Source organism: Acetobacter aceti (genome assembly GCF_002005445.1).
GTDB lineage: Bacteria > Pseudomonadota > Alphaproteobacteria > Acetobacterales > Acetobacteraceae > Acetobacter > Acetobacter aceti_B.
The window spans coordinates 2,531,491-2,547,974 of the sequence record NZ_CP014692.1 but is presented as its reverse complement, the minus strand read 5'-3'; the positions used below and the strand labels follow the sequence as shown (position 1 = coordinate 2,547,974).

Here is a 16,484-nt window from a genome sequence, read left to right as displayed (position 1 = left end):
GACGGAAACAGAGTATTTTCGCCCGTGGCTCCCTCAGTAATCGCTGACTGTCTTGCGACTGCCGGAATCTTTACTGTGTGACGTCGTTCACAGTCTTCTTCGTCCATGTCGCTGTGTCATGAGCGGCTTTTTTGGCGCCAGCTTTCGTGGCCTTCCAACCCTTCTCACCTTCCTTGCCGGCCCAGTGGGCTGCGTTTGAGGTGCCTTTCTTCGTGGCATCCCAATCCTTTTTGCTCTCTTTTCCAGTCCAGTGAGCCGCTTTTGAAGCGCCATCTTTGGTGGCGTCCCAGCCTTTCACACTTTCCTTCTTGGTCCACTCTGCGGCGTTAGTGGTGTCGTGGCTGACGGAAGACCAGGACTGGCGTACGGAGCGGCAAAGGTCGCTCTCACACGGCGCGTCTGCGGCCATTGCTACTGGCGCCAGCGACAGACCGGCCAGAAGGAGGAGGGCGGAGAGGGAGCGGAACCGGATCGACATCGTAAAACTCACTGAAAAACGAAAACGCCAGTGTTCCACTTCAGGTCGTCCCCGGCAAGTCCAGCCCTGTCCTGCTTCTAAATCTGAGCGTTTTTCCGGTTATTATTTGACCGGTGAGCCGTTTTCGATAGCAATACGGGCATCTGTCGCGAGTTGATCCACCCGTTCATTTTCCGGCACTCCGGAATGACCTTTGACCCAGTGCCAGGAAACATCGTGAGGCTTGGCCGCATCAAGCAGCCGTCGCCATAAATCCATGTTCTTGACCGGATCGCCGGCGGCGTTGCGCCAGTTGCGACGGACCCAGCCCGTATGCCAGCGGGTGATGCCGTTGCGGACATATTCGCTGTCAGTATGCAGGGCGATCCTGCATGGCCGCTTCATGGCCTCCAGAGCCTCGGCGGCGGCTGTCAGTTCCATGCGGTTGTTGGTGGTCTCGGCCTCGCCGCCGGACAGTTCACGCTCATGGCCCTTGTAACGCAGCAGAACGCCCCAGCCACCGGGGCCGGGGTTAGGCCGACATCCACCGTCGGTCCATACCAGCACAACCGAGTCATCATCCTGAGCAACTTCAGGCGTATCGTGCGCTTCAGACACCGTAAACTCCGCTGTTATCGACAGCGAGATGAAACCGGAGGCGGTGGATGTAATCCATGGGATTTTTGCGTGTTACCATGGCGCCAGGCGGCGTGCTGATCCAGTCATACATACGAGTCAGGGCGAAGCGCATGGCAGCACCGGCGCAGAGCAAAGGGAGAATTTTCCGTTCGGCAGAGCTGAATGGGCGAACGCTCTCATATCCGGCGATGAGTTGCCGGGCGAATGTTTCGTTGAATTTTGTGCCATCGTCATTGAAGCACCAGGCATTCAGGCAGATGGCGACATCGTAGGCAAGCAGGTCCGTACAAGCGAAATAGAAATCGATGAGACCGGACACCTGATGATCGCGGAAGAATACATTGTCCGGAAACATGTCGGCGTGAATTTGTCCACGTGGAAGGTCAACCTGATTGTGGCCGCCAGGCCATGTCGCAAGAATTCGATCGAGTGCGCAACAGAGTTCTGAAATGATCTCATCAGACACACGCTCTGGGATATAATCCAATTTACCCGCGGCTGGACCGCCAAAACCGTTTATATCCTCCAGAAGTGGTCGCCATGCGTCGGGGCCGAGACTATTAGGGCGAACGGGCGCATAGCTGTCGCCAGCTTGATGAAGGCGCGCGAGCGCTTCTCCAAGCGGATGGCAGTGTTCACTGTGAATATGACGTGGCCAGACACCGGACAGGAACGTCGTGATCGCGGCGGGACGGCCTGCGAGTGTGCGGAGGGCTTCACCATCCCGGCCACAGACGGGCAGGGGGCAGGATACACCTTGGGTCGCCAGATGACGCATGAAACCGAGAAACCACGGAAGATCATCAGGGTTCACACGCTTCTCGTAGAGCGTCAGAATGTAGTCGGATTCCCTGCCGTCTTTCTCGGTGCGGAGAAGGAAATTGCTGTTCTCGACACCTTCGGCAATGCCGCGAAAGGCAGTCAGGTGCCCGATATCATAACCGACGAGAAACTCTGAAAGCTCCTCGTCAGTGATTTCTGTGTAGACGGCCATGAGTCTCTTTTAATTTAGCCGAGCGGTGCGGGAAGACGGAATGTGACGTTTTCTTCCTTCACGGTGCGCTCGTCGATCTGCAGCGTGTAACGCTTGGCAAGCTCGTTGACCATTTCCTGCACGAGGGCTTCCGGCGCGGAAGCGCCCGCCGTGATGCCCAGCGTCTTCACGCCTTCCAGCACGGACCAGTCGAGAGCCGCCAGCTTGGGAACGAGCAGAGCGCGCTTGGTGCCGGAACGCTCGGCGACTTCGCGCAGGCGCTGCGAGTTGGAGGAGTTGGGCGAGCCGATGACGATGACCAGATCACACTCCGGCGCAATGGCCTTCACGGCTTCCTGACGGTTGGTTGTCGCGTAGCAGATATCTTCGCGCTTCGGACCTTCGATGAGCGGGAACCGGTCGCGCAGGATGTCCACGATTTCAGCCGTATCATCGACCGAGAGCGTGGTCTGCGTGATGAAGGCGAGGCGCGCCGGATCGGCAGGCTGCACCGTACGGGCTTCTTCCGCGTCATTGATGAGCGTTACAGCACCGGGAGGAAGCTGGCCCATCGTGCCGATGACTTCCGGGTGGCCCGCGTGACCGATCATCAGAATATGACGGCTTTCCGGTCCGCCATTGGCGTAATGCCGTTCGGCTTCACGGTGAACCTTGGACACCAGCGGGCAGGTCGCATCAAGATAAAGCAGGTTGCGACGCACGGCCTCGGCCGGAACGGCCTTGGGAACACCGTGGGCGGAGAAGACCACATGACCGTCGGCAGGAACCTCATCGAGTTCCTCCACGAAGATCGCGCCTTTTTCTTCCAGTTCTTCGACCACAGTCCGATTATGGACGATTTCATGGCGCACATAGACCGGCGCGCCATAAGCGCGGATGGCTTCTTCCACCACGCGAATGGCGCGATCGACGCCGGCGCAGAACCCGCGGGGGCCGGCCAGCAGCACTTTAAGGGCGCGTGTCTGGTCCTGCGTTTCGACAGGTTTCAGGGAGAGTGTGGACTGGTCGGGCATGGTGTTCCCCAAACATTCGGCGGGCGATATTACGGGGCGACCGGCATAAGCGCCGGCTGGCCACAGGACAGGTTTTGCCCCGCCCTACGCAAGACGGACGGATCGCGCAAGCCGTATCGTGATAAAGAGCTGCCAATCCCTTATGGCACAAAACAAGCCTTTTGCCCCATACAGTGTGTGACTGTTTATTTTTTTGTGTAGGATTTCAGGCAGGCCCTGTTTTCGTGGAGGCATTTCTGGTCGATACTCGACCTGTGATCTGTGCCCACTGCATAACGCCTCCGCTGGAGGATAAGTGCGGCGTCAGGTCGTGAAATTTGTCAGTCTGGATTGTCGCATGACCCGGTCTTCGCCTGTGTTTCTACACTCTTTCCGTTCGCCTGCCGCGAATGGCCGCCTATCGAGTCGCGTGTGGTTCATGAAATGGAGCGTTACGGGCTTCGCGGCTCTGATGCTGCCTCTGGCGCTGACCGGATGCACGGAAAGCGATGACGATGCGTTCGCTCCGAGCTGCCCGCAGATGCATATTCCGTCGGAAGTGGCGGATTACTATAATTACTCGGCCAAGGGGCCTTCTTTCGATCACCTTGTGACGCATGCGAGTCTCAACAGTCTGAGTGGTGACTGCATGGCGACCGGGCACAAGAATCTGAGGACACGTGTCGGTGTGCATATGGTGGTGCGCAAGGGGCCTGCCGCCCCCGGGGAGACGATCAGCCTGCCATGGTTTATCGCTGTCGTGCATAATGACAAAATTGTCGGAAAACATACTTTCGAGCAGAAAGTGACCTTTCCCGCAGGGCAGGACGCTGTCGCCGTCGATACAAGACTTGTGACTGTCGATCTGCCAATCAGGCCCACTACGATCGACAATGGCTATCGTTTCGAGGTTGGTTTCCAGCTCAATCATACGCAGGTCGCCTATAACCGTGAGCATGGGGTGACAGCTTCTTTCGTGTCGAAGTGAGCTGAACAGTGCTTTTCCGGCAGAAAGCCTTGTCCCGGAGTGGGAAAACCGCTTGCTGCCCCGTTGCCGCATTGCGGGAAGAAAGCTAACCAAGTCAAAAGGTCTGTCCGCCTTACACGGAATTACCGGACAGGTCGGATGCAATGATGGCCAGATACCAATGCCAGATACCAATGATGGAGTGTCTCTCGCGTGCGTGAACGTCCCGTAAGCTTTCGTTCTGTTTCGTGCGGCGAGATGCCTGTTCTGAAGGGAGTTGGCCGAAAAATCGCTGCCGCCCAACGGATAGGGCTTTTTCTGGCCATGACTGGCATGATGTCCGGGTGTTCATGGATCTTCGGGATCACGCCGCAGAACGAGCCTGACGAGCATCCGGTTCTGTCCCTTTATGGCGGCGGATCGAAGATGCTGAGCGGATATGTGGGGAATGTCGTCGCTGACGAGCCCCATGCGGCTCTGGCTGCGATGACCGTCCTGCAGCGCGGCGGAAACGCGGCGGATGCCGCAGCGGCACTTGGGCTGGCGCTGTCGGTCACATTGCCGTCCCGGGCGTCTCTCGGCTCCGGGGGTGCCTGTGTGGCCTGGCGGCCTGAAGAGCGAGCCGGACGGGCTTTCCTGTTCATGCCCACAGGCGATGCTCCGGCTGATCCGATGATGGCGGGCGCGAAAGGCCGGGCTGACAGGCCAGCTTCGATTCCCATGCTCGTGCGTGGTCTTTTCCTGATGCAGTTGCGCTATGGCAGCGTGGATTTCGCTGAAACAGCGCAGCCAGCCATCACGCTGGCTCGAAACGGGATAGAAGTCGGCGCCCAGCTGGCAGCCGATCTGGCTGTGGTGCAGGCGCCGCTACTGGCTGATGAAGGTGCCCGGAAGATTTTCGGGCGCTCTGACGGCACTGTGCTGAAGGCCGGGGATATCTTCAGTCAGCGTTACCTGACCGGTACTCTTGAGCGGATCCGGTCTGCAGGTTCCGGTGATCTCTATACCGGCGCTCTTGCGCAGGTGCTGGTTGCGTCAAATGAAACGACCGGCGCAGGTCTGACCATGGGCGGATTACGGAGTGCTGTGCCGATCGAAACGGCTCCTCTGACGGTGACTGTCGGAAATGTAAGGGCTTCATTTGTGCCACCCCCTGCCGACGGTGGTTATGGCATGGCGGTCGCATGGAAAGCGTCAGAAGGTGGCCAGACGACAGGCAATGCCGGAGCGCGCGCCATTGCTGGCTGGCGTGCGGGGGAGGGCCGTTCCTCTGTTGCGGCTCTTACCGAACAGGCGCAGGCGCTGCTTGATTCCGGCAAGATATCGGGGGGGAGTGGCATGCCTAATCTCCCGGCCTCGACGTCTTTTGCGGTTGTAGACAGGAAGGGTGAGGCAGTCGCCTGCGCCGTTTCCATGAATAACCTGTTCGGTACCGGACGGGTTGCGGGTTCAACGGGCATCGTGCTGGGTGCTTCAGCGGCGCATAGACCTCGTCCGATCCTGCCCGCCGGAATTGCGCATCAGGATGGTGAGTTCCTGGCTGCTGCCACAGCCTCAGGGCAGGCTGATGCCGCGGATGCCGCTGGCGCCGCGCTGTCAGGGGCTCTGGCGGGTGATGTGAAGGCAACCACATCCAGTGGTCGCGCCAATGCGATTTCCTGCCGTAATGGATTACCGGGCGGTAATGGCCACTGTTTTGGCTGGGTCGATCCGCGTGGCAGCGGATATGCAACGGGCTCGGATCACAACTGAGAATTCAGGGCCGTGTGGCGGTGGTAAGCACATCCTCTTGACCGATGGTGCTGCCTCCACGCCTTTCCATGAAACCGTCTGTGAAGAATGAATGGTTTTTTTTGCTGAAGCTTTCCCGGAAAGCTTCAGGAGGAAAAGCTCCAGCAAAGCGGGTCTCTGGATAAGCCTGTTCCTTGTTTTCAATCGATGGGTTTGAAACCGCTTTTCTCTCACTCCGTCGGTTGTGGGGATAGGCGGGGCGCGTGGCTGCCTGATAAGGCGTGCTGCCAGACAGAGACACACGATGAATCGTGGAGATTGCTCTTTGGTTTCGAAAGAAACCTGACTAATTTTTTCCAAAAGCCGCGCAAAGTATAGAGGTCGTATTCTCACCGGAAACGGGTGAAGGCTCTTTATGCCCAGCGCGATGCCGTGAATAATTTTATGCGCTCTTCATTGGGAGTGCCCTCAACGGATCAGTGCTGTCCCCCAGAAAATCCGAAAGCATTTCCCAACAAAAAACGCGGCCTGATAAGGCCGCGTTCTCTGGAACCCGAACTGTCTGAAAGGATCAGACGGAGTAGTACATTTCGAACTCAACCGGGTGAGGCGTGTGCTCGAAGCGATATACGTCTTTCCACTTCAGTTCGATGTAGCTCTCGATCTGGTCTTTCGTGAAGACGCCGCCTGCCAGCAGGAACTCGTAGTCAGCTTCCAGAGACTGGAGAGCTTCACGCAGCGAACCGGCGACCGTCGGGATCTGCTTCAGTTCTTCCGGCGGTAGGTCGTACAGATCCTTGTCCATGGCGTCGCCCGGGTGGATCTTGTTCTTGATGCCGTCCAGACCGGCCATCAGCATGGCGGAGAACGCCAGATAAGGGTTGGCGGTCGGGTCCGGGAAGCGAACTTCGACGCGCTTTGCCTTCGGACTCGTCGCATACGGGATACGGCAGGAGGCGGAACGGTTACGGGCGGAGTAAGCCAGCAGAACCGGAGCCTCGAAGCCCGGGATCAGACGCTTGTAGGAGTTTGTGGACGGGTTGGTGAACGCGTTCAGCGCCTTGGCGTGCTTGATGATGCCGCCGATGTAGTAGAGCGCCGTGTCGGACAGATCCGCATAGCCGTTGCCAGCGAAGGTCGGCTTGCCGGCTTTCCAGATCGACTGGTGAACGTGCATGCCCGAGCCGTTGTCGCCATAGATCGGCTTCGGCATGAAGGTTGCCGTCTTGCCGTAGGACACAGCGACGTTGTGGATGCAGTATTTGTAGATCTGCATGAAGTCGGCCGAGCGGACCAGCGTGTCGAACTTCGTGCCGAGCTCGTGCTGGGACTGTGCGACTTCGTGGTGGTGCTTTTCGATCGGCAGGCCCATCTCGCCCATCGTCGTCAGCATTTCAGCGCGGAGATCGTTCTCGCTATCGACTGGAGCGCAGGGGAAGTAACCACCCTTCACGCCCGGACGGTGACCGAGGTTGCCTTCCGGATATTCCTTCAGGGAAGCGCCGGGGCCTTCGATGCTGTCGAGCTGATACTTGCCGTAGTTCGGGCCTGTGCCGAACTGGACGTTGTCGAAGATGAAGAATTCAGCTTCCGGACCGAAGAAGGCGGTGTCGCCCAGACCGGTTGACTGGAGATACTGCTCGGCGCGCTTGGCGGTGGAGCGCGGGTCGCGGTTGTAGAGCTGGCCTGTCGCCGGATCGACGATGTCACAGATCAGGATCAGCTGCGGCTTTGCGGAGAACGGGTCCATGACGGCCGTTGTCGGGTCTGGCAGCAGGACCATGTCGCTCTCATTGATGGCTTTCCAGCCGCCGATGGAGGAACCGTCAAACATGAAACCTTCTGTGAAGGTGTCTTCTTCGATCGTCGTGATGTACTGGGTGGTGTGGTGCCACGTTCCGCGAGGATCGGTGAAGCGCAAGTCGACCAGTTCGACGGAGTTTTCGTTAATAAGTTCAAAAACCCGGGCTACTGCTTCCGACGACGCCTTGGTCGAACCGGTTTCTTTTTTCGCCATTAGTGCCTCTACCTGCCTGTTAGCGCCGCCAGCGCGGCCTTCAGATTTGCGGTTCGTCATTTCCATCCCGCGAATGGTCAGATCGATACCGCACCGAAACTTTTTTGTCCTATGACGGACATCCTAGCAAGACGGAAAAGTCATTCAGTCTGTGGATTGTCCGTTCAGATGGCGTCTCCCCCGCGCTCGCCTGTCCGAATACGGATCGCGTCATCGACCGGGATGATGAAAATCTTTCCATCACCGATTCGGCCGGTGCGCGCGGCATTGGAGATCGCCTCTACAGCCCGTTCGGCCAGATCATCGGTGCAGACGACTTCGATTTTCATCTTGGGAAGAAAATCGACGATATACTCCGCACCGCGATACAGTTCGGTATGGCCTTTCTGGCGCCCGAACCCTTTCGCTTCGATCACGGTAATACCCTGAAGACCGAGTTCGTGAAGGGCATCCTTCACCTCGTCGAGTTTGAATGGCTTGATGATGGCCTCGATCTTCTTCATGTCCCTGTCGTCACACCAACTCTGTTGCTGCCAAGCCCTTAGCATGTGAACGGCAGCGATTGAACTGCGGTTCAGGCAGAACAGTTGCACGGGTTCGTCTGAGGGGCAATCGGGTTGACACCGAAATAAATCTGCTTCCGGCTGGTGAGCGCGGATTGTTGACGCAGACCCGGACGCTGCGCTTACTTTCCGTCCCGCGCCGCCTTTCAGTGTAGTGGGACGGAGCAGCAGAGAACACCTCCTTACTTTTCATCAGTCAGGCCCGGGGAACACCGTGAAGCCATTGAACCATCAGTTGACGCAGTTGCCGACGACCATCTTCACGCTCATGTCCGCATTGGCCGCGGAACATGGCGCGATCAATCTGGGGCAGGGATTCCCTGACATGGAGGGGCCAGCCCATCTGGTTGAGGTGGCGGCCCAGGCCCTTCAGGATGGCCGTAACCAGTATGCGCCGCTGACAGGCCTGCCGGAATTGCGTGAAGCGGTCGCGCGATCGAATGCACGCTTCTACGGATTGGAGATCGACCCGTCGCGTGAAGTGATCGTGACGTCCGGTGCGACGGAGGGACTGGCCTCGTCCCTCGCGGCGCTTCTGAATCCCGGTGACGAAGTTGTCATCATTGAACCGGCCTATGATACCTATCTGCCCATGATCCGTCTTCTGGGGGCGGTCCCGAAGCTGGTGCGCCTGACGCCCCCCGAGTGGTCCTTGCCGCGTGACGCGCTGGCAGCCGCATTCGGTCCGAAAACCAAGGCAATTATCCTGAATTCGCCGATGAACCCTGTCGGGAAAGTGTTTTCTCAGGAGGAATTGCAGTTCATTGCAGGACTGGTCGAGCAGCATGATGTCTATGCGCTGTGCGATGAGGTTTATGAACATCTGACTTTTGACGCGCCTCATATTCCCCTGATGACTCTGCCGGGAATGCGTGAGCGTTGCATCCGTATCGGCAGTGCCGGGAAAAGTTTTTCGATGACCGGCTGGAAGGTGGGATACATCACCGCCCCAGTCGCTCTGGCGACCGTGATTGCCAAAGCCCACCAGAATCTGGCGTTTTCTACAGCACCCAATCTGCAGCGTGCCGTTGCTGCCGGACTGGATCAGGATGCCGCCTACTTTGAGACACTGGCTTCGGAGATGCAGATACGGCGTGATATCCTTGCGTCCGGTCTCAATGAAATGGGTTTTTCCGTGCTTCCCTGTGATGGAACCTATTTTCTGACCGCTGATATTCGTGGGGTCGGGGAAATGGTCACAGGCGCAGAGACCGATCTGGAATGGAGCCGACGTATGACGATTGAAGCCGGAGTCACGGTTATTCCTGTTTCAGCGTTCTATGATCCGACGGGACCGGAGGCGCCTTCCCATCTGGTCCGATTTGCGTTCTGCAAGAGGCCTGTCGTCCTCGAACAGGCGCTGACGCGGTTGCGGGATCGTATCCAGAGAGGATGAAATGGAAAATTTTCTATTGACGGGGTGCCTCGCAATTCTCTATTAGCAGGCCCGCTGTGTGGCGGACGTAGCTCAGTTGGTAGAGCGCCGGTTTGTGGTACCGGTTGTCGCGGGTTCAATCCCCGTCGTTCGCCCCAGCAATAAAAATCCCATAAAAATCAATGACTTACAAAGTAAAGCGTCATAGTCCTGTAGCTGTGCGTCATAGGTCTGACGTCACACCAAAGCGCCATTCAAAAGCAGCGTCGCTGTCAGAGGCCAAAGGTGACATGCAGGGTATGACCAAGCGGGGCAGCGTCTGTTATGCTCGCCTCATCATTCCAAAAGATCGTTGGACCGATGCTGGCCGAGTCACAGGAGCCCGCAACGGAACCCGCAGAGACACCGTAAAGTCTCTTGAGATCAAGGACTATCGGGAACCCTCGGGAGGCGTGACACAGTTCTTTCAGTTATGAGAGAGGCCCTCAAATCAAGCACTGTCTGTCCATACTCTGCTTCCGCTTCATGGTTTTTGGTCTCCTTCACGGGATAGAAGCCTCCAGACACAGATACTTGAACAGGCTCTGAAGGCCCGCAAAGATCTTGCAGGGGCGGAAGACTAATGGCTTCCCGCCACTCTTGCGGGTTTCAGTCAGGCCATAGGCATACCAGACGCACGTCCGCGTAAAGAGCGGGTCTGCCTGCCCCTTCACAGCGTCGGGAGAAAATGTCCGTAATAACGGAGCTTCTCTCCGGAGGCTTCGCAAGGCAGCGCGCTCTGATACAGGATAATCGATCTGTCGAAGATCAATCAGGATACGTAAATCGAGGGAGAGTTATTTTAATTCAGGGCCAGTCTTGCCACCATTGACCGGCGATTTATGTTTATGTCCTGTTTCCGTGTGAAAAACGCATCAAGGGAGTATCCGTCCATTGGCCACGCCTCAACCCGTCGATACCAGGCTGACCCAGGCCGCAATCTTTATGGTCGCGACTCTCAACGACGGGGCATCTGCGTCGGCGGTTACCCAGATACGCGATCTGCTTGGCGATCTTTCTTCTCTGGTGCGCGGTGTAGGGTTTCGTATTCCCGATGGCCGACTGAGCTGTGTGACCGGAATCGGCTCCGATGCGTGGGATCTTCTTTTTGGCGCGCCGCGACCGAAGGATCTCCACCCGTTTCAGGAGATTAACGGGGTGCATGTCGCGCCTTCGACACCGGGTGATTTCCTCTTTCATATCCGCGCGACACGCATGGATCTCTGCTTCGAACTGGCGAAGGTGATTGTCTCACGGCTTGAAGGCGTGGCGACGATTGCTGATGAGGTGCATGGGTTCAAATACTTCGACGAACGAGACCTGCTCGGCTTTGTCGATGGCACGGAGAATCCCTCCGGTCAGGCTGCGATCGACGCGACGATAATCGGCGATGAAGATCCTGCTTTTGCTGGTGGCAGCTATGTCATTATCCAGAAATATCTGCATGACCTGAAAAAATGGAATGCGATGGCGACCGAAACGCAGGAAGATGTCATTGGTCGCAGGAAACTTTCCGACATTGAAATCGCCGACAGCGCCAAGAAAAGTTACGCGCACAATGTGCTGACCAACATTGAGGAAAACGGAGAACAGCTCCAGATTCTTCGTGACAACATGCCGTTCGGCAAGGTCGGTCAGGGCGAGTTCGGCACATATTTCATCGGTTACGCCTGTTCACCGGCGCGGACGGAACAGATGCTGCAGAATATGTTCGTGGGGAAGCCGCCCGGTAACTACGACCGTCTGCTCGATGTCAGCACGGCTGTTACCGGGACTCTGTTTTTTATCCCGACATCCGACTTTCTGGATGGAGCCCCTGACTTCGCGCTCCCGAACAGCGCGCCTGCAACCGCAGAGACAAAGCCGACCCAGACCGACACCTCCCTGAGCATAGGCTCACTGAAAGAGGAACAGTGATATGAACAATCTTCATCGCCATCTCGCCCCGGTTTCCAGCTCCGCCTGGGACCAGATTGAGGAAGAAGCCTCGCGCACCCTGCGGAGATACCTTGCCGGAAGGCGGGTGGTCGACACGTCCGAACCTCACGGCGAGACCTTCGCTGGCGTCGGAACGGGACGGTTCAGCACGATCGAGACGCCGGACACGGGTATTCGCGCCGTGAAGCGCGAAGTTCTGCCGCTCGTTGAACTGCGTGTTCCTTTCACTCTGTCACGCGCAGAGATTGACGCCGTGGAACGCGGTTCTCAGGATTCGGACTGGCAGCCGGTGAAAGATGCCGCGAAGAAAATTGCTTACGCAGAAGACCGCGCCATCTTCGACGGATATCCGGCGGCAGGCATCCAGGGCATCCGCAAAGGCACGTCCAACGCCCATCTCAAGCTCCCTGCTTCTCCCAAGGATTATTCCTACGTCATTACCGAAGCGCTGGACGCCCTGCGTCTTGCCGGGGTGAATGGTCCTTACTCGATCGTTCTGGGCGCTCAGGCCTGGCTGGCTGTCAACGGCGGCGACGATGAGGGCTATCCAATCCGCAAGCATATCGAGAGTCTGATCGACGGAAAGCTTGTCTGGGCTCCGGCCATTGAAGGGGCGTTCGTTGTCTCCATGCGTGGTGGTGATCTCGTGCTCGATATTGGCCAGGATTTCTCCATCGGCTATCTGGGACATACAGCAGAGACGGTCGAACTCTACCTGCAGGAGAGCTTTGTGTTCCGTGTTCTGACCAGTGAAGCGACAGTAGCCATTGATGGTGTTGCGCAACCGGCGTCCTGAACGCCGGAACAATTGCTGAACTGTTTCGTTCAGTCTTTTACGATGCGTCAGAAATGACCAGAAAATTTCGGAGGCGTCCGTTACAGTCCACATGATTTCAGAGAAGGGCACAGCATGTCACATGACTGTGCACTACATGCTTCCTCTTCGCTGAATGGCCTTGCCCGTAAAGCGGCGCATTCTCCAAAACTCCTGACCAGGGAAGAGATTGTTCTTCTTTTCGAGCATGCGACCGAGCAGGGAAAGGGAATTTTGCCGTCTGGCAGACTATCCGATCCTGAATGGACCGCTTTCTCGTGGTGCGCTGTCAACAGTCGTATCGTTTTTTTGTCTGATTTTTCTCATGAAAAATCTCGTCACTGCCGGTTCTTTGATGGATTTTGATATTTTTTCGAGGATATGCGCAGGTTGGATTTTCTGACATCCAGAACTGCCTCAGGGTTAGTCTGATTGACGGAGATTTCCGCAAAAACCATCAAAACGGAATGAGATCACTGTCTGGAAATGGCGGAAGTTATTCGTGATTGAAAGTAAAGGTTTTTGATAACACCGTATGCTTTCGATGTAGCATAGGTGAAGGACATGACACGGCTCTGATGCCGATATCCTCTTGGCGCATATGGGCTGTACAGCATTGGCATCGAAACAGCTTCCGTGTCGGAGTGGTTTGTCAGGAGGCAGCAGCCAGCAATGCCGGAGTGTAAGCTCTCATATCCTCTTTCAGATTCATGACGAGCCCAGCCCAATCACCGGGTTTGGGCTGACGGTAAATCTTCATGGTGGGATACCATGGAGTATCGCTACGGTGTTCAAGCCAGCGCCAGCAGCCGTCGAAACGGGACATCATCCATACAGGCAAACCCAGACCGCCAGCCAGATGAGCAATCGACGTATCCACGCAAACCAGCAGGTCGATACCAAGAAGACGGGCAGCCGTATCTGCAAAGTCCCTGATTCCGTGCGTGCCGTCATGAATCGGCAGACCAGCCTCTGTAATTTGCTGAGCGCCATTCAACTGGAAACTGACAAAAACCGTGTCAGGCAGATCAAACAGAGGAGCGAGATCTGACAGGGGCATGGAGCGTCTCTGGTCGATGGCGTGAGCCTCAACCTGAGCAGGCCGAGGGGCGCCGGACCAGACAAGTCCGATGACACGTTGGGCCGGGCGCTTGCCTGACCACATGAGACGACGGATGGCGCTTCCCTGCCGGGAAGCTTCTTCAGGGGGCACGGAAAAATAAGGAGCCGATGGGATATTCGCTTCCGTGACGCCGAGGCGATGCGGCAGACTGGCAACAGGGCAGTGGTAGTCGAAATGAGCCTCAGCCGATAGATCGGTCACACTGTGCGTCACGCCTGCGACGGTTGTGAAAAGTCTCTGCAGTGGTGGTGGCGCGAGAACGGTTACGACAGCGCCTCGTTCAGCAAGCTGTGGCGCAAAGCGAATGAACTGGAGTGAATCCCCCAGCCCCTGCTCGGCATGAAGCAGGATATGACACCCCTCAAGAGGCTCTCCCTGCCAGAGTGGAGCGGGGAGGTTGGTGGGGAGTGTCTGCGAGGTTCCCCATCGGGTTTCATAGCCAACCCATCCTTCTTCGAACTGTCCGAGTTTCAGCAGGGTGACTCCGCGAGAAAACAGGGTTTTGGAGCAGTCGCGTCCCGTTGCCAGCGCATCGTTGAAGACGGCCAGTGCTTCAGCAGAACGATTCAGATTGAAAAGCAGATGGCCGCGATTATGGATGGCTTCCGGATTGTCTGGCTGAAGAATCAGCGCCTTTTCAACTGTCGCCAGCGCTTCTTCAAGCCTGCCTGCATGTTCAAGGGCAACGCTGAGATCAACAAGGTAGGTTGGCTCGTTCGGGCGGAGCGCGAGGGCCTGTTCAAGATAGTGCAAAGCTCCGATGGTTTCGCCTTTTTCAACCAGAGCACGACCAAGGCGATGTTGGACTGGCGCTTCGTTGGGGAGTGTCGTGAGGGCCTGTCGATAGAAGCGGATCGCGCGTTCGGTTTCCCTGATTCCTTCAAAAGCGATGCCGGCCATAAAATAGGCGGTACCAGTTTGAGGCATCCACAGAGAGGTTTTCTCAAGAACTTCCTTCTGTTCAGAGAAACGGCCAAGTTTTCTTAAACAGTCTGCCTGCAGAAGGTAAAAAATAAAATGATTGGTAAGGCGGGCGCTTCTGGTCAAAGGGGCCAGTGCGCGTGCAGGATGGCCCAGCAATAACTCTGCGCGCCCCAGAAGGGCCAGAATAGCCGGCTCACGTGGACAGCGCGCCAGATATGTCAGGGCAGCTTTCCTCACACCCACCATGTCTCCACGCTTCTCGAACGTGCGTGCTTCGGCAAGGCACGCGCTGAGTTCCGGAGATATCGTTGCGGGGGCGTCATCGAGAGCAGGCATGTGAGACTCCTTTGAGGACTCCTCTCCTACAGGGATCGGGTTAAAAGCCTGTTGCGATCCGGGCTGCCCCTGAGCTGTTGATGCTCATCTTTCCCGGTTGTGAAATACGGTGCGCGCCCACACTCAGGATAACCGAATGGGTATGATTTTCTAAAAATCATGAGATGTGGCAATTCAAAATCCGGATAATTCCACTGGGGCTGGTTTAGTGGAATGGCCCGGGCTTGTTGTGTGTCGAGCCCTTTCAGCGGACAATAATCTAAATTCGTTCTCATTCCTCACGCTGTTCTTCATGCCGGTTATAGTAAGCGCATCACACGTATCGCTGGTAGTGTGACTTTGTTTTTCAAAGAGGGATAATTCTGCCTGGGAAGAGTTTCTCTGGGGCAGTTTTCAGATCGGAAAGAAGCTCCATCGCAAACGAAAGCGCCTGATATTGCTGCTTTCCCTTTTGTGGTTCAGGCAGGCCATTGAAGAGGGAAGTGTTTGCGTAGCCTGTCAATCGGCGAACGATTTCCATGGCTGCGAAACCTGCCGTGTCAGCAGTGATACGATCGCATTCCTCCTTCTGCTGGCGTTGGATTTCGTCAGGATCATGGGAGCTCAGAAAAGTAGGAGCCAGATCGGTCTTTGCCTCACTGTGCAGCCACTCATTGCAGTATGTCTCGATAAAACTCTCATGAAAGATGGATGCGGCCTGATGTAGCTGATCACGGCGGGAGCCTGATGGAGCGGCGAATGATGCGAGGATAAGGTTGCCGACAAACATACCGCAATCGAAACCGATCGGGCCTATGCCGGAAAATTCCCCGTCAATCACGGAGGTTTTGTCCTGACCGACCATGACGGAGCCGCTATGCAGATCTCCATGCAGCAAAGCTTCACGCGCCGTGAAAAAACGTGACTGCATATGGCAGACCGAACGATGAATGGCAGGGTCAGCATGAAGTCGTGTCACCAGCGGCTGTAGCTCGGCATGGTAATGATTACGAGGATGATCGTGGTAGGGGTCCGTCAGGACCAGATCGACCGTGATCCGGGAAAGGGTTGTATTTCCGGAGAAAAATTGTTCGAGACGCGCCATATTCTCGAATGGACCACCACGCCAGGACGTATGAAATGTGGATCGTGCGACAAAGACGCCGATCTGACTGGCTACAGGGGCGGGGTCTGCTCCTTTGGCCAAGGCTTCCGTGAAGGTGACATGATCGTCAAGGCAGGCCGTCACAAGCAGGAAAAGCTGTGGATCAAAATGAAGAAAGGCCGGGACCATGTCCGGAACCACGGGCGTGACCGCCTCTAGCCAGCCAGCCTCGAAAGTCGTCCGGTCCAGCGGCATCTTCCACGAGGGATCGACCCGAACATGAGGAAGAGACTGCTTGGCGCAGAGAGATCCAGCAGGGCCATGAACGAGCCAGACATTGTTGAGATTACCATCACTGACTTCCCGAATGCTCCAGTCAGCAGCGGCGCCACCGAGACGAGAGGCAAGGGGAGGTAAATCAGCCAGAACCTGTCGGAGACTGTCAGGATTCAGGGAGCGATACTGCGTATCTTTGGTCAAAGTCATGCCTC

General features: G+C 56.6%; 13 protein-coding genes and 1 tRNA gene. 6 read left to right on the top strand and 8 right to left on the bottom strand.

All coding sequences use genetic code 11. The features are described 5' to 3' along the window. Positions 1-70: 70 nt before the first annotated feature. The 4 genes from A0U92_RS11435 to ispH all read right to left on the bottom strand — a co-directional run bounded on the left by A0U92_RS11435 (position 71) and on the right by ispH (position 3,103). Positions 71-478, bottom strand: coding sequence for a hypothetical protein (locus tag A0U92_RS11435; protein ID WP_077814405.1), 408 nt, complete (start codon positions 476-478; stop codon positions 71-73). Between the two features lie 102 nt (positions 479-580). Next, positions 581-1,075, bottom strand: a complete 495-nt coding sequence (gene rnhA / locus A0U92_RS11430; protein WP_077813338.1) for a ribonuclease HI — start codon at positions 1,073-1,075, stop codon at positions 581-583. Next, a complete protein-coding gene (locus A0U92_RS11425; RefSeq protein WP_077813337.1) occupies positions 1,068-2,090 on the bottom strand; it encodes a homoserine kinase in 1,023 nt (340 codons plus the stop codon). The genes rnhA and A0U92_RS11425 overlap by 8 nt, the downstream gene beginning before the upstream one ends. A 14-nt stretch (positions 2,091-2,104) precedes the next feature. After that, positions 2,105-3,103, bottom strand: coding sequence for a 4-hydroxy-3-methylbut-2-enyl diphosphate reductase (gene ispH, locus A0U92_RS11420; protein WP_077813336.1), 999 nt, complete (start codon positions 3,101-3,103; stop codon positions 2,105-2,107). Positions 3,104-3,440: 337 nt separating this feature from the next. Here ispH and A0U92_RS11415 point away from each other — a divergent pair, with 337 nt between their 5' ends. Both A0U92_RS11415 and A0U92_RS11410 read left to right on the top strand, forming a co-directional pair. Then, a complete protein-coding gene (locus A0U92_RS11415) occupies positions 3,441-4,070 on the top strand; it encodes a hypothetical protein (RefSeq protein ID WP_077813335.1) in 630 nt (209 codons plus the stop codon). 192 nt (positions 4,071-4,262) lie between these two features. Beyond that, positions 4,263-5,801 (top strand): gamma-glutamyltransferase, encoded by a 1,539-nt coding sequence (locus A0U92_RS11410; RefSeq protein ID WP_077813334.1) that lies wholly within the window; start codon positions 4,263-4,265, stop codon positions 5,799-5,801. 550 nt (positions 5,802-6,351) lie between these two features. Here the strand turns inward: A0U92_RS11410 and glnA are convergent. Together glnA and A0U92_RS11395 are read right to left on the bottom strand one after the other, a co-directional pair. Beyond that, on the bottom strand, positions 6,352-7,797 hold the full coding sequence (glnA, locus tag A0U92_RS11400; protein ID WP_077813332.1) for a type I glutamate--ammonia ligase: 1,446 nt from the start codon (positions 7,795-7,797) through the stop codon (positions 6,352-6,354). Between the two features lie 164 nt (positions 7,798-7,961). After that, on the bottom strand, positions 7,962-8,300 hold the full coding sequence (locus A0U92_RS11395) for a P-II family nitrogen regulator (protein ID WP_077813331.1): 339 nt from the start codon (positions 8,298-8,300) through the stop codon (positions 7,962-7,964). Between the two features lie 274 nt (positions 8,301-8,574). Here A0U92_RS11395 and A0U92_RS11390 point away from each other — a divergent pair, with 274 nt between their 5' ends. The 4 genes from A0U92_RS11390 to A0U92_RS11375 all read left to right on the top strand — a co-directional run bounded on the left by A0U92_RS11390 (position 8,575) and on the right by A0U92_RS11375 (position 12,508). Continuing rightward, on the top strand, positions 8,575-9,756 hold the full coding sequence (locus A0U92_RS11390) for an aminotransferase (protein WP_077813330.1): 1,182 nt from the start codon (positions 8,575-8,577) through the stop codon (positions 9,754-9,756). 61 nt (positions 9,757-9,817) lie between these two features. After that, positions 9,818-9,893: transfer RNA gene (locus tag A0U92_RS11385), tRNA-His, on the top strand. 775 nt (positions 9,894-10,668) lie between these two features. Further along, entirely contained in the window at positions 10,669-11,691 is a 1,023-nt protein-coding gene (locus A0U92_RS11380; protein WP_077813329.1) for a Dyp-type peroxidase, read from the top strand. A gap of 1 nt (position 11,692) precedes the next feature. Continuing rightward, positions 11,693-12,508 (top strand): family 1 encapsulin nanocompartment shell protein, encoded by an 816-nt coding sequence (locus A0U92_RS11375; protein WP_077813328.1) that lies wholly within the window; start codon positions 11,693-11,695, stop codon positions 12,506-12,508. 670 nt (positions 12,509-13,178) lie between these two features. On the opposite strand, the gene A0U92_RS11365 is transcribed toward A0U92_RS11375, so the two are convergent. Then, a complete protein-coding gene (locus A0U92_RS11365) occupies positions 13,179-14,909 on the bottom strand; it encodes a tetratricopeptide repeat protein (protein WP_077813326.1) in 1,731 nt (576 codons plus the stop codon). 346 nt (positions 14,910-15,255) lie between these two features. Further along, positions 15,256-16,479: an S-methyl-5-thioribose kinase gene (mtnK, locus tag A0U92_RS11360; protein ID WP_077813325.1), complete on the bottom strand. Its 1,224-nt coding sequence runs from the start codon at positions 16,477-16,479 to the stop codon at positions 15,256-15,258. Positions 16,480-16,484: the final 5 nt, after the last annotated feature.